11 protein-coding genes and 2 pseudogenes are annotated in these 13,151 nt (G+C 71.5%); 6 read left to right on the top strand and 7 right to left on the bottom strand.

Annotation, left to right across the window (positions count from 1 at the left end; all coding sequences use genetic code 11):
• Nucleotides 1-16 precede the first annotated feature (16 nt).
• Both E3Z34_RS05315 and E3Z34_RS05320 read right to left on the bottom strand, forming a co-directional pair.
• Nucleotides 17-508: a dihydrofolate reductase family protein gene (locus E3Z34_RS05315; protein WP_202977025.1), complete on the bottom strand. Its 492-nt coding sequence runs from the start codon at nucleotides 506-508 to the stop codon at nucleotides 17-19.
• 120 nt (nucleotides 509-628) lie between these two features.
• Nucleotides 629-1,435 (bottom strand): AIM24 family protein, encoded by an 807-nt coding sequence (locus tag E3Z34_RS05320; RefSeq protein ID WP_238695361.1) that lies wholly within the window; start codon nucleotides 1,433-1,435, stop codon nucleotides 629-631.
• A gap of 53 nt (nucleotides 1,436-1,488) precedes the next feature.
• On the opposite strand from E3Z34_RS05320, the gene E3Z34_RS05325 reads away from it, so the two are divergent.
• Complete coding sequence (locus tag E3Z34_RS05325; RefSeq protein WP_134772768.1) at nucleotides 1,489-1,680, top strand: hypothetical protein; 192 nt, start codon at nucleotides 1,489-1,491, stop codon at nucleotides 1,678-1,680.
• 429 nt (nucleotides 1,681-2,109) lie between these two features.
• Here E3Z34_RS05325 and E3Z34_RS05330 read toward each other — a convergent pair whose 3' ends face one another.
• On the bottom strand, nucleotides 2,110-2,388 hold the full coding sequence (locus tag E3Z34_RS05330) for a hypothetical protein (protein ID WP_134772769.1): 279 nt from the start codon (nucleotides 2,386-2,388) through the stop codon (nucleotides 2,110-2,112).
• A gap of 91 nt (nucleotides 2,389-2,479) precedes the next feature.
• Between E3Z34_RS05330 and E3Z34_RS05335 the strand changes: the two genes are divergently transcribed.
• The 3 genes and pseudogenes from E3Z34_RS05335 (at nucleotide 2,480) to E3Z34_RS05345 (ending at nucleotide 6,021) form a co-directional block, all read left to right on the top strand.
• Nucleotides 2,480-3,133 (top strand): hypothetical protein, encoded by a 654-nt coding sequence (locus E3Z34_RS05335; protein WP_134772770.1) that lies wholly within the window; start codon nucleotides 2,480-2,482, stop codon nucleotides 3,131-3,133.
• 25 nt (nucleotides 3,134-3,158) lie between these two features.
• A complete protein-coding gene (locus tag E3Z34_RS05340; protein ID WP_134772771.1) occupies nucleotides 3,159-4,361 on the top strand; it encodes an MFS transporter in 1,203 nt (400 codons plus the stop codon).
• A gap of 29 nt (nucleotides 4,362-4,390) precedes the next feature.
• Nucleotides 4,391-6,021 (top strand): annotated as a pseudogene (locus E3Z34_RS05345) (SLC13 family permease).
• A 49-nt stretch (nucleotides 6,022-6,070) separates the two neighbouring features.
• Here the strand turns inward: E3Z34_RS05345 and E3Z34_RS05350 are convergent.
• From E3Z34_RS05350 to E3Z34_RS05365, 4 genes and pseudogenes are all read right to left on the bottom strand, one after another.
• Nucleotides 6,071-6,847: a hypothetical protein gene (locus E3Z34_RS05350; RefSeq protein WP_134772772.1), complete on the bottom strand. Its 777-nt coding sequence runs from the start codon at nucleotides 6,845-6,847 to the stop codon at nucleotides 6,071-6,073.
• Nucleotides 6,848-7,115: 268 nt separating this feature from the next.
• The gene (locus E3Z34_RS05355; protein WP_134772773.1) at nucleotides 7,116-8,783 is read right to left on the bottom strand and encodes an ABC transporter permease; all 1,668 of its coding nucleotides are present in this window, start codon (nucleotides 8,781-8,783) and stop codon (nucleotides 7,116-7,118) included.
• A gap of 1 nt (nucleotide 8,784) precedes the next feature.
• Nucleotides 8,785-9,704, bottom strand: a pseudogene (locus E3Z34_RS05360) (ABC transporter ATP-binding protein).
• Nucleotides 9,701-10,411 (bottom strand): TetR/AcrR family transcriptional regulator, encoded by a 711-nt coding sequence (locus E3Z34_RS05365; protein WP_134772774.1) that lies wholly within the window; start codon nucleotides 10,409-10,411, stop codon nucleotides 9,701-9,703. Before E3Z34_RS05365 ends, E3Z34_RS05360 begins: the two are co-directional and overlap by 4 nt.
• A gap of 176 nt (nucleotides 10,412-10,587) precedes the next feature.
• Here E3Z34_RS05365 and E3Z34_RS05370 point away from each other — a divergent pair, with 176 nt between their 5' ends.
• Nucleotides 10,588-11,406 carry an SDR family NAD(P)-dependent oxidoreductase gene (locus E3Z34_RS05370; RefSeq protein ID WP_134772775.1) on the top strand — a complete coding sequence of 273 codons (819 nt, stop codon included), beginning with the start codon at nucleotides 10,588-10,590 and terminating at the stop codon, nucleotides 11,404-11,406.
• Nucleotides 11,407-11,479: 73 nt separating this feature from the next.
• Nucleotides 11,480-13,147: a nuclease-related domain-containing DEAD/DEAH box helicase gene (locus E3Z34_RS05375; RefSeq protein WP_202977026.1), complete on the top strand. Its 1,668-nt coding sequence runs from the start codon at nucleotides 11,480-11,482 to the stop codon at nucleotides 13,145-13,147.
• The last annotated feature ends 4 nt before the right edge of the window (nucleotides 13,148-13,151 follow it).

Consider the following 13,151-nt stretch of genomic DNA (forward strand, 5'->3'; position numbering starts at 1 on the left):
GGCCCCCGTCACCCCGTCAGGACCGCCGGACCCCGTAGCGCACGTGCGTCGCGTAGCTCGAGCTCCACACGCCCAGCACCTCGAGGTCGAGGTCCAGGTCGAGGCCCTCGAAAAGCCGCTTGCCCCGGCCGAGCACCACCGGGGCGGTGGAGATCGCCAGCTCGTCCACCACCCCCGCCCTCAGCCCCTGACGGATCAGATCGGCCCCACCGCCCAGCGAAAGGTGACCGTCCCCGGCCAGCTCGCGCGCCTTCCCCACGGCGGCCTCGAAGCCGTTGACGAAGACGAAGCCCGAGCTCGGGTCCGGCTGGTCCTCGGTGCGGTGCGTGAGGACGACCACCGGTCCGGGGAACGGGTTGGTCCCGCCCCAGGCGCCCGCGGCGTCATACATGCCGCGGCCGATGACCCCGCTGCCGAGGCCGTCGGTCACCGCCTCGAAGAACTCCCGGTCCGCGCCGTGCATGCCGTCGGTGTCGTGACCGGCCTGGTAGGTCCACGGACCACCCATGACCCAGTGGTGGAGCCGCTCCCCGCCGACGCCGAGGCCCTGACCGGCACGGTCGTCCGGCCGGTCACGAAGCCGTCGACCGAGGTGGTGATGGACGCGACGACCCTGCCCATGGCGACCTCACCCTCCGAGCAGGTCGCCCAGACCTCCGCTGCGGCCGGTGCGCTCGCCGCTGCCGGCGGTCTGGGCGTTCTCGGCCGGCTGCACGAGCACGTGCCCGTTGCCGCTGAAGGCCATCTGGATCGTCTCGCCGGTGCCGCCGCGGATCATCGAGCCGAGCCCGCCGGTGTCCACCCGCACGTCCATCCGCACGCCCGCGGTCCAGAGCACGACCGCGTGCGCGTCGGCGAAGGTCGGCGCCTGAGCGACGTCCAGGGCGACGGGCTCGCCCTTGCTGGTCACCGCGACATACCCCGAGCCCTTGAGCACCACGTTGAACAGACCGCCGGCCATCATCCCGCCACGGACGGCGACCCGGTGGATGTCCCAGTCGATCGAGGAGCTGAAGGCGAGCACGTTGGCGCCGTTGACCGAGATCATGTCGTTGTCGAGGTAGAGGATCTGCACGTCGGCGGCGCTGTCGGCCAGGAAGAGCTCACCCTGGCCCGTGCACTCCATGATCGGCACGCCCTCGCCGGTCATCGCCTTCTTCAGCATCCGGTCCAGCCCGCCGGAGCCCCGGTTGGCGAAGCGGATGTCGCCCTGGTAGGCCACCATCGAGCCCATCCGCGCGCTCACCGGCCCGTAGTCCATCCGGACCTTGAGCAACTTGGAGTTCTGCCGCACGAACTGGTCGCGGGACTCGGTCTCCTTGAACTCCTCGAAGAGGGAGCCGTGGATCGCCATGGGTGCTTCTCCTTGCCTGGTCGGGTCGAGAACGAGGTATGCGGTCGCGCCGGCGGGCGAGGAGGCCCCCGGACCGTCCACGACCCGAGTATGGTCGGTGGCGAAGGCACTTGTCAGCAAAGGAGCAGGCAACGATGGGACTTTTCGACAAGGCGATGAAGACCGCGAACGAGCTGGCCGGCAAGGCCGAGACGATGCTCTCGCAGAGTGGCCTCAACGTGCCGGGCGCCACCGGCGGCGAGGCGGCGCGGCTCTACCAGGAGCTGGGCCGGCTCGTGCACGAGGAGCACCGGGGCGCTCCCGCCGACGGCGCGCGTCGCTCCTAGCTGCTCCGCCAGCTGGACACGCTCGCCGAGCAGGCGGCCTCGGCACCCCCGCCGCCCGGGGCGCCACCCCCGCCCGGGGGAGGGCCAGCGTCCTACGGTGGCGCGCCGACCTCCTACGGTGGGACGCAGCCTCCCCAGGGCGGGGCCGCCACGTCCTACGGGCAGCAGGCTGACGGCCCGTCCAGCCCGCCGGCACCGCCAACCGCCCCGACTTCTCCCGAGGCACCCTCGACGCCTCCACCCCCGCCCCCACCTCCGCCGCCGTCCACCTGAGGCCTCCCGCGACATCGTGGTGCGGGGCTCCTGTGACACATTGATCGTCGGGACGATCAATGTGTCACAACGCCGGACCTGGGTCGCCACTCACCGGCCAGCGCAGGCCGGGGCCGTCGTCGGTCGGTCCCGCCGCGCTGACCTGGCCGCGCCGACCTACTCGTCGCGGGCCACGACCTTCGCCTCGCCGATGGTCACGCCGGGGACCGACAGGCCCTTGAGGGCCTTGGAGACCCCGGCCACCAGCGACGAGGGCGCCCGGTCCTCCTCGCGGATGTCGTCGGGGGACAGCGAGCCCTCGGGGGTGTCGGACTCGACGGCCTCGACGAGGGCGGCCTCGTCGGTGATCTCGGCGTCCAGGGTGATGGTCAGCGTGTGCTTGCTCATCGTCCGAGCCTGACGGATCCACCCCGCCTCGGCCATCTGGGTGGCCACGTCACGGCACCTCACCCCACGCCTGGCCCTTGCCGCATCCCCTGGTGAGCCGCTTTACTGGTCGGACGCTCACCGCCGAGAGAGGTCGCCCATGCGCCCAGCCCCAGCAGCTCCCCGGCGGTTCCTGGCCGTCACGGCCCCCCTCCTCGCCGTGCTCCTCCTCACGGCCTGCGGTGGGGGCGACGACGAGGCCACGGAGGATCCGGTCGCCGCGGCCGAGGCGGATCCTGCGGCCGAGGACTCCGACGACGCGGGGGACGCCGGTGGGGACGACTCCGGCGAGGAGGGCGCCGCGATGGACGAGACCGAGGACGTGGTCGCCGAGGAGGCGGACGGGTCGGTCGAGGCCAACCGGGTCTGCGACGCGCTGACCGCGGCGGACCCCGACACCGCCTTCGCGGACCTGACCTTCGACACCCCCCAGCCCGGCACAAACGTCGCCGCCTGCCGCATGGCGCTGACCAACGCCGAGGGCGAGGGGCTGTCCGCCGCCCTGGACCAGAACGACCTGTTCTCGGTCTACCAGGAGCAGTACGCCGAGGACGAGGACGTCTACCGCGAGATTGCCGGGCTGGGTGAGGAGGCCTTTATCCTCAACGACGCCCAGCTGCACGTCCGGCAGGGGGACGAGCGGTGGATGATCAGCCTCCAGGCGTTCGTCTTCGGCGACGACCCGGCCATGCCGGAGCCGTCGGCCACCGAGGCCGGGCTGACGGAGATCGCGCGCACCCTCCTCGACCGGTAGCCGTCCCGGCTGGTTCTATGCACCCGTGACTCACCCCGAGCCCGGGCACGCCCGCGGCACCTCCGCATACCGCCGCCTCCTGGCCGCGCTCCTGTGCGCGGGCGTCGCGACCTTCGCCCAGCTCTACTCCCCGCAGGGGGTGCTGCCGCAGATCGCCGCGGACCTCGGCACCAGCGCCGACCGGGCCGCCCTGACCGTCTCGGCCGCGACGCTGGGGCTGGCGCTCGCCGTCGTGCCGTGGTCCTTCGTCGGCGACCGGTTCGGGCGGCTGCGGTCGATGATCGTCGCCGTCGTGAGCGCCACGGTGCTCGGTCTCCTTTCGGCCTGGGCCCCGACCTTCGAGCTCGTGCTCGCGCTGCGGCTGCTGGAGGGTGCGGCCCTCGGTGGCGTCCCCGCGCTGGCGATGGCCTACCTCAACGAGGAGGTCGACGCCCGCGCGGCCTCGATCGCGGCCGGCTGGTTCGTCGGCGGCACCACCGTCGGTGGGCTGCTCGGGCGGGTGGTCGCCACCCCGGTCGCGGACGTGACCTCGTGGCGGGTGGGGATGACGACAGTGTCGGTGATGGCGGCGCTCGCGGCCGTGGCCTTCGTCGTGCTCGCCCCGCGGGAGCGCCGCTTCGTCGCGGTGCGGGTCGGCAGCCTCCTCGACCAGACCCGGCGGGTGCTCATCAACCTGCAGGACCGCGCGCTCGTGGGTCTCTACCTCTCCGCCTTCCTGCTCATGGGCGGCTTCGTCGCCGTATACAACTACCTGGGCTTCCGGCTGAGCGCCGAGCCGTACCTGCTGCCCGGCTGGGCGGTCGGGCTCGTCTTCCTCGCCTACCTGGCCGGCACCGTCTCCGCGCCGCGGGCGGGGGAGCTGGCCGCACGGCACGGCAGGTATGCGGTGCTCGTCGCCAGCGTCCTGGTGATGCTCGCCGGCCTGCTCCTCACCCTGACCGGCCCGTTGTGGCTGGTGCTCACGGGCCTGGTCGTGCTCACGGCGGGCTTCTTCGGTGCGCACTCCGTCGCGTCCGGGTGGGCCGGGGCCCGGGCGGTGACGGCCCGTGGGCAGTCGACCGGGCTCTACAACCTGGCCTACTACGGCGGCTCCAGCGTGCTCGGCTGGGCCGGGGGGCTGGCCTTCGAGGCGGTCGGCTGGGGAGGGGTCGTGGCCTTCGTCACGGCGGCCGCTCTCACGACACTCCTCGTCCAGCGGCTCCTGGTGAGTGAACAATCGGTAGCGTGAGGGCGCCGACCAACGACGGAGGAGCCCCCATGTCCGACCCACGCACCGTTCCAGGTGACCACCTGCGCGACTACGGACCCGATCCGGACCGTGGGGCGGAGATCGCCCAGCAGTCGCCGGGGGAGCGCGACCCGGGCCTGGAGGAGCGTCCCAACCGCATCCGGTGGATCGGCCTGGCGGCCGGCCTCCTGGCTGCGCTGCTCGTCTACGTCGTCATGCCCGGGGACGTGGCGCACGCGGCCCGGCTGACCGCCGCCGTCGCCGTCCTCATGGGCGTCTGGTGGATGACCGAGGCGCTGCCGATCCCCGTCACCGCCCTCGTCCCGCTCGTCGTCTTCCCCGTCCTCGGTGACGCCAGCGTCAACGAGGTGGGGGCGTCATACGGCAACAACATCATCTTCCTGTTCATGGGCGGCTTCATGCTGGCGCTGGCCATGCAGCGGTGGAACCTGCACCGGCGCATCGCGCTGGTCACCGTGCGCGCCATGGGGACGAACCCCGCCATGGTCGTCGCCGGCTTCATGATCGCCACCGGCTTCCTGTCGATGTGGGTGTCCAACACCGCCACGGCCGTGATGATGCTGCCCATCGGTGTGTCCGTCCTGCTGCTGGTGGCGCGCCTGGGCACCGAGACCGGCTCGGGCGGCGCCGAGGACGCCTTCGACGGGGTCGACGTCGACGCCGACCCCACCTCCCAGCAGGTCAAGGACGCGGTCATCGAGTCCAACTTCGGCACCGCCCTGATGCTCGGCATCGCGTACGCCGCCTCGATCGGCTCGCTCGGCACCATCATCGGCACGCCGCCGAACACCCTGCTCGTGGGCTACCTGGCGGAGAACCACGACATCACCATCGGCTTCGGGCAGTGGATGATGGTCGGCGTCCCGCTGTCGATCGTCTTCCTCGTCATCTGCTGGTTCCTGCTGACCAAGGTCTTCTTCAAGCCCGAGATCGACGAGATCCCCGGCGGGCGCGAGATGATGACCCGGGAGATCGACAAGCTCGGCGGCATGTCCCAGGGCGAGATCCGCGTGCTGGCGATCTTCGTCCTGGCCGCCGCCTCCTGGGTGGGCATCCCGCTGCTCTTCGACGAGCCCCCCATCGACGACGCCGGCATCGCCGTGACGATCGCGCTGCTGCTCTTCCTCCTGCCGGCCGGCGCCGCCCGCGGCGTGCGCCTGCTCGACTGGAACAGCGCGGTCGCGCTGCCCTGGGGCGTCCTGCTCCTCTTCGGTGGCGGGCTCGCGCTCTCCGCGCAGTTCGGCTCCTCGGGGCTGACCGAGTGGATCGGCACCCAGGCCGAGGGCCTCGGCGGGCTGCCGGTGGTCCTGCTGGTCGTCGTCTTCACCGCCGGGATCATCTTCCTCACCGAGCTGACCTCCAACACCGCGACGGCCGCGACCTTCCTCCCCGTCGCCGCGGTGTCGCCCTCGGCCTCGGCGTCGACCCGATGCTGCTGGCCATCCCGGTCGCGCTGGCCGCCACCTGCGCCTTCATGCTCCCGGTGGCGACCCCGCCCAACGCGATCGCCTTCGGCTCGGGCTACGTCACCATCCCGCAGATGGTCAAGGCCGGCCTGTGGCTCAACCTCATCGGGATCGTGCTCGTCACCCTCACGGTCATGACGCTGGCGGTGTGGGTCTTCAGCATCGTCTACTGAGGTTCGAACCCCTGTGGGCCTTCAAGGTTATCGATCGGAAGGGTGCGATTCATTTTGCCTCGTCGGGTCGTGCTGACGAGTCGACGGTGAGGACAAGAGTGTTCCAGTAGTCCCACTCCCTCACGTAGCCCATGAACTCCCCACGCTCGTTCTGGACGGCGATGGGCATCTGGCTATCGGAGCCGCCAGCGTCGGCGGAGTCGACTAGGGCTTCCCGAAGGTCTTCCACCGACATCACTGTTTCACCGGGCAAGATGCGCTCTGCCCACGCGCCGCTCTCGAAGACGCTGCCGACGAAGACCCCACACATTTCGCCAGCGTCGTCGAGGAGCGCGATGATGGCCTCACCCCCGTCACCGGTGCCGTTGCCGATGCGCACCGACTCGCTCACGGAGCCAGGAAGGATCCAAGGACGTCCCTCCGCGTGGGACAACCGGCCATCCTTCTTAACCTGCTCCACGGTCGTGATGCAGATGGTGCCACTCTCTACATTCAACTCACCGCCTGGAATAGCATGGACGGGCTGCGTTCCCCGCCGACAAACGCCGACCCCGGTGGTGCCGTCACCCTTCACCGCGGCGATCACGAGATCCCATTCCTCACTGTCGGCGCGCAGCCCCAGAGGCACGGTCACGCCGTCATAGGCTGCGAGCTCGCCACTAAGCCTGATAGTGGCTCGCTCAAAGACCTCGACGGTCATGTCATAACCAGGAACCGCGATCTTGACCTTGTCCGCACCGTTGAAGAGCTCCACGACGTACGGCATCGAGTGGCGGAGCGAGGGGGTGGGGCGGTCGAAGTAGTTAAGTCTGCGCTGGTCTGCCATAGAGAGAGTGAAGCACAGCACCGACACGCCCGGAGAGCGGAGCCAAGCCATGACGCGCAGGCGCGGGCACCGAGGCAGATCTCGCTACAAGGCGAGTGGTCGACTGGGCCGTGCTCACCTGACAATTCGTGGGGTCCCCGCTGAACTGGTGACGCCGACGTCCGTTGTGCTGCGGAGAAAGGTGCGTGGTTGCGGACCGCGGTCCTGCGGCTGCCTGCCGTCCCGGCGGTAGCGCAAGGCAGCACTTCGCGCCGCAGGACGCCTGGGGTCAGGACCGTCCGGCGACCTGACGCCGACGCAGCCCCAGGAGGCCGAGGGCGACCGCGACGACCGTCAGTGCTGCCAGCACCACCAGCGGGACGAGCGCCACGTCCTCGACCGGGACCTGGGCCGGGTGGCTCAACGGGGACAGGTCCACGACCGCCTGCGGCACGTCCAGCAGCGTGGCGAAGGTGCCCGCGAAGACGATCAGGCCCACCATCGCCCAGCCGACCGGTGCCAGCAGGCCCGGGAGCCAGCCGTGCAGGAGGGCGGCCAGACCGAGCACGGCGAGCACCGCCGGGACGAGGTTGAGGTGCGCCACGGTGCTGTCGCCCGTGAGCGACGGGTCCCCGGTGACGGCGGTCGCGGCCACCCCGGTGAGCACCCCGGTCACCACCATGATCAGCGTCGCCTCCACGGCAACCACCGCCAGGTGGGACCCGGCCCAGGCGGCCCTGCTGGTGGGCGTGGCCAGCACCAGCTCAGCACGACCGGCCGCCTCCTCCGCGCGCAGCGACTGCACCGCATACACGACGTAGGCGCAGGTCAGCATCGCGCTGAAGACCGACAGGAAGGCGACGTAGCCCAGCGTCATCTGCTCCGCCCCGAACATGGCCTGCATCTCGGGCGGAAGGGCGTCGGCGGAGTCGAGCATGACCTGGGTGAAGGCGCCGTCGATCACCCCCAGGAAGAGGATGGCCGCGCCCCAGGCCAGCACCGGTCCCCGCTGGAGACGCAGCGCCAGGCCCCACGGAGAGCCCAGAGCGGCGCCACCACGTTCGTGGCCACGCCGGGTCGGCAGCAGCCCGGCCCCGAGGTCCCGACGACCCTGGAGCACGTAGGCGAGGGCGACCGTGGCGCCCGCGAGGGCGAGCAGGAGGAGCAGCGGCCACCACCGGTCGAGCACGTACGGCGCCGCCTGGGCACCCCAGCCCAGCGGCGACGCCCAGGACAGCGCGCTGCCGCCGGTGGCGACCATGTCGCCCAGGGCCCGCAGCGCGAAGGCGGCCCCGAGCACCAGACCTGCCAGACCGGCGGCGCCCCGCGAGTGGGCGCTCAGCTGGGCCGTGACGGCGGTGATCCCGGCGAAGGCGAGGCCGACCAGGCCGACGGACGCAGCGACGACCGCCGAGCCGGGGGCCGGATAGCCGTTGACGAGAGCGAGCATCCCGACCACCACGGCGGCCAGGACGTTCGTGACCACGGCCACGACGAGGGCCGCGGTGAGCGGCGCCTGCCGGCCGACCACGTCGGCCCGCACCAGCTCCGAGCGTCCGCTCTGCTCCTCCAGGCGGGTGTGCCGGGTGATGAGCATGATGTTCATCAGCGCGGCCAGCAGCAGCAGGTAGAGGAGGTAGCCGGCGGCGAAGAAGCTGGCGTGGGTGGGGTCCTCCATCCCGTAGGCGGGGCCGGTGAAGAGGCGGCCGACGGGCTGCTGCACCATCGGCGTCACCGCGGCCAGGTCGGCCTCGGTGGGGGCGAGCTGGGGCAGCGCGGCCCCGAGGTAGAGCATGAACAGACCCAGGCCGCCGACCCAGGCGGGCAGCTTGATGCGGTCCCGCCGCAGCATCAGGCGGACCAGGGTGGCGGTGCCTGTCGTGGGCCTGACGGACCGGTGCTCGGGGGCCGGGTCGATGACGTCCGGGCGGCGCGGGTGCGTGGTCGTCGTCCCCATCTCAGGCGACCTCCGCGTCCTGGCGCGAGGGCAGCTCGTCACCGTAGTGACGCATGAGCAGCTGCTCCAGCGTGGGCGGGTGTGCCACGATCGAGGTGACGCCCAGCCCGGCGAGCACCTGCAGGACCGGTTCGACCCGGTCGCCGTCGACGTCGAGCCGGACCTGGTCGCCGGAGCGCTCGAGCGCGTGCACACCGGGCAGGTCGGCGAGCCCGTCGGCGGGCCGCCGCAGGGAGGCCACGACGGTGGTGCGGGACATGTGCCGCAGGTCCTGCAGCGTCCCGCTCTCGGCGACCCGACCGGCCCGGATGATGGAGACCCGGTCGGCGAGGACCTCTACCTGGGCCAGGATGTGGCTCGAGAGCAGGACGGTGGGCCCTGCGGCGCGGCCTCGCGGATGCACTCCTGGAAGACGACCTCCATCAGCGGGTCCAGCCCGGCGGTGGGCTCGTCGAGGAGCAGCAGGTCCACGGGGGAGGCGAGCGCGGCCACGAGGGCCACCTTCTGCCGGTTGCCCTTGGAGTAGGTGCGCGCCTTCTTGCCGGGGTCGAGATCGAAACGCTCGACCAGATCGTCGCGGCGGGCCCGGTCGAGGGTGCCGCGCAAGCGGGCGAAGAGGTCGATGGCCTCGCCACCGGTCAGGTTGGGCCACAGCTCGACGTCGCCGGGCACGTAGGCCAGCCGGCGGTGCAGCCGGACCGCCTCGTCCCAGGGGTCCTGGCCGAAGAGCCGGGCGGTGCCCCCGTCGGCCTTGAGCAGACCGAGGAGCACCCGGATCGTCGTGGACTTCCCGGCCCCGTTGGGCCCGAGGAACCCGTGCACCTCGCCCGGTTCGACGCTCAGGTCGAGCCCGTCGAGGGCGCGGGTGGCGCCGAAGGTCTTGACCAGTCCCTCGGTGAGGATGACGGGTGTGGTGCTCATGTTGCGTCCTTCTGGTCGGGGTGGTCGGGGTTCTCGGTCTGGTCGGGGTCCCCGGGAGGTCCGTCCGACGCTCCTGCGTGCAGGTCCGGGCCACCGTCGCCACGGGCGGCGATCGCCTCCTCGGTCAGCACCCCCGAGGTGAGGATCTCCGAGGCCGGGAGGATGTAGGGCAGCACGTCGCCACCCTCCCCGAGCACGTCGGCGCCGAGCATCCGGTGCAGCTGCTCGTGCAGGATGAGGACGCCCATCGACCAGAGGGTGAGGACGACCATCCGGGCGCGGGGGTCCGCGGTGGGGCGGACCATGCCGGCGCGCTCGGCCTCGGCGGTGTACTGCAGAGCACTGTCCACCAGGTCGTCCATCAGCGCGTCCAGGTGCGGGCTGCCCTCGACGAGGACCCGGGCCAGGTAGCGCAGGACGGAGCGTCCCTCGTCCATCCGCGAAACCATCGACACCAGGTCGGCGCCCGGGCCCTCCGCCATGGCCCGGCTCTTGGTCTCCCGGATGGTCCGCACGACCTGCTCGTCGCAGGCCTCCCGCAGGCCCTCCTTGGTGCCGTAGTGGTGGATGACCAGCGCCGGGGACACCCCGGCCTGTGCGGCGATCGCCTTCAGGCTGGTGCCCCGCACGCCCTGCGCGCCGAAGAGCTCGACGGCCACGGTGAGGATGCGGTCGCGGGCCGTGGGGGATTCATCCTGACTGAACACACAGTCAGCCTAGACTGAACGAGCGTTCAGCCGCAAGGGGTGGAGCAGACGAGGGAGGGCCTGGGCGGCGCTCCCGCCAGGTCGAGACCAGGGTCCGGAGCCGCGAGGGAAGCACCAGGGCCTCGCCGTGCTTGTCACTGGAGCGTGTCCCGCGCACCCCGACACGAAGGACCCCCATGACCGACCAGCAGACGATCGTTCTCACCGGCGCCAGCGACGGCATCGGCGCCGCAGCTGCCCGCCAGCTCGCCGAGCATGGGCACCGGGTGGTGGTCGTCGGGCGCTCGCCGGAGAAGACCGCGGCTGTCGCCGAGGAGATCGGCGCGCCCTTCCACGTCGCGGACTTCGCCGACCTCGCCCAGGTGCGGGCCCTCGCCGAGGAGCTCACGGCATACCCGCGGATCGACGTGCTCGCCAACAACGCCGGCGGCATCTTCACCCGGGAGACGACCGTCGACGGTGTCGAGAAGACGTTCCAGGTCAACCACCTGGCACCGTTCCTGCTGACCCACCTGCTGATGGACCGGCTCGTCGAGGCGGACGCGAAGGTCATCCAGACCTCGAGCATCGGGCATCGCGCCTTCGGGAGGATCGACCTGGACGACCTGGACAACAGCCGGGCGTGGAACGCCAACAAGGCCTACGGCGACGCCAAGCTGGCCAACGTGCTGTTCACCAAGGAGCTGCACCGCCGGTACGCCGACCAGGGCGTCAGCGCGGCGGCCTTCCACCCCGGCGGCATCGCGACCAACTTCGCCAACGACACCAGCAGCGTGATGCGGTTCGCCTACCACACCCCGATCCGCCACCTCATGACGAGCGTCGAGACGGGGGGCCGGCGGCTGGTGTGGCTCGCCGAGGGCACCCCCGGGGTGACGTGGCGGTCGGGGGAGTACTACGAGAGGAACAAGCCCGGCAAGGTCAACCCGCAGGTCCACGACGAGGACCTGGCGCGAGGGCTGTGGAAGCGCAGCGAGGCGATGCTCGGCCTGTGAGGCCGGCCGCTGTCGGACCTCGCCCGTAGGCTCCGGTCATGAGCAAGGGTGCTTGGACAGGCAGAGGTATGACGTGGGCGCGCGACTGATCCCGGCGGAGCCGGTCTTCGTCAACAACGCGGAGGGGGAGGTGTGCGAGCGGCTCGTGCGCAACCTGGGTGACGACGACGTCGTCCTGGCGAACCTCCGGCTGACCGATCACCACCAGGACCACGAGGCCGATCTCGTCGTCCTCATGCCGGGGGCGGGCCTCGTCGTGGTGGAGGTCAAGGGCGGCAGCGTGGAGGTCGACGGCGACGGCCGGTGGTCGCAGCACGGCGGGGGCCGGTCACGCAGGATCGACCCGGTCGGGCAGGCCCGGCGCTCCAAGCACGCCCTGCGGGAGTACGTCCAGGCCGACCCCCGCTGGCGCGACTCCTCCCGCACCCGGGTGCGGTGGGCGCACACGGTCGTGACGCCGTACAGCAGCGTCCCCGACGACTTCTCCCTGCCCGACTGCGGCCGCGACATGATCCACGGCCGGGAGGACCAGCCGCACCTGGCCCAACGGGTGCGGGCGGTCGCCCGGTCGCAGGAGACCAACTGGCGCGAGCCGACCCGCGACGACGTGGACCTGGTCGTGGAGATCCTCAGCGGCCGGAGCCTCATGGTGCGCGACGTGGTTGCCGAGTCCGACGACCGGGAGGCGCGCGCGGACCGGCTCACCCAGGAGCAGGCGATGATCCTGTCGGTCACCCGCCTGCTCCACCGGGTCGAGGTGCGGGGCGGCGCGGGCAGCGGCAAGACCGTGCTGGCGATGGCGCAGGCCAAGCAGCTCACGCGTGGTTTCGCTGGGCAGAAACCGCAACGGGTCGCGCTGCTGTGCTACTCGATCGGGCTGGGGGAGTGGTTCAACCGGGCCTTCGAGGGTGAGCTGCGCAAGTCCCGGCCGGCCTTCATCGGCCGGTTCGAGGAGCTCGCGCGGGCGTGGGGGGCGCAGATCCACGCCGACCGCAACGACTCCGACTTCTGGGAGAAGGAGCTGCCGGCGCGGATGGCGGAGCTGGCCGACGAGCTGCCGGAGGGGAAGAAGTTCGACGCGATCATCGTCGACGAGGCGCAGGACTTCGCGGAGGACTGGTGGGTGCCGCTGCTCGCGGCGCTCAAGGACCCCGACGAGGGCGGGCTCTACGTCTACTCCGACGAGAACCAGAAGGTCTTCGAGCGCTTCGGTCGTCCCCCGGTCGCCCTCGTGCCGCTGGTCCTGGACCACAACCTGCGCAACACCCGGCAGATCGCCGAGAGCTTCGGCCCGTTGGCCCCCATGCGGATGCGCCCGCTGGGCGGCGAGGGGCCGCAGGTGCGCTTCGTGCAGGCCTCGGCGCACGACGCGCTGGGCGTGGCCGACGACGAGGTCGAGGCGCTGCTCGACGACGGCTGGCCGACGCAGCACGTCGCGCTCATCACCACCGGCAGCCGGCACCCGGAGCAGACCTCGCGCCAGGAGCAGCTGGAGCAGGAGGGTTACTGGCGCACCTTCTGGGAGTCCGACGACGTCTTCTACGGTCACGTGCTGGGCTGCAAGGGGCTGGAGCGCCGTGCGGTCGTGCTCTGCGTCAACGAGGACGGCACCCGCGACCGGTCCCGCGAGCGGCTCTACGTCGGCCTCTCGCGCGCCACGGACCAGCTGGTCGTCGTCGGGGACGCCGCCGCGATCCGCTCGATGGGTGGCGAGGAGACCCTGCGCCGCCTCGGCGTGTGAGGAC

The organism is Ornithinimicrobium flavum (assembly GCF_004526345.1).
In the GTDB taxonomy this organism is placed as follows: Bacteria; Actinomycetota; Actinomycetes; order Actinomycetales; family Dermatophilaceae; genus Ornithinicoccus; species Ornithinicoccus flavus.

What these genes read in the sequence shown, in the direction of transcription:
- E3Z34_RS05315 (WP_202977025.1), bottom strand. Translation starts at nt 508, where the DNA reads ATGGGTGGTCCGTGGACCTACCAGGCCGGTCACGACACCGACGGCATG.
- E3Z34_RS05325 (WP_134772768.1), top strand. Translation starts at nt 1,489, where the DNA reads ATGGGACTTTTCGACAAGGCGATGAAGACCGCGAACGAGCTGGCCGGC.
- E3Z34_RS05335 (WP_134772770.1), top strand. Translation starts at nt 2,480, where the DNA reads ATGCGCCCAGCCCCAGCAGCTCCCCGGCGGTTCCTGGCCGTCACGGCC.
- E3Z34_RS05350 (WP_134772772.1), bottom strand. Translation starts at nt 6,847, where the DNA reads ATGGCAGACCAGCGCAGACTTAACTACTTCGACCGCCCCACCCCCTCG.
- E3Z34_RS05355 (WP_134772773.1), bottom strand. Translation starts at nt 8,783, where the DNA reads ATGGGGACGACGACCACGCACCCGCGCCGCCCGGACGTCATCGACCCG.
- E3Z34_RS05370 (WP_134772775.1), top strand. Translation starts at nt 10,588, where the DNA reads ATGACCGACCAGCAGACGATCGTTCTCACCGGCGCCAGCGACGGCATC.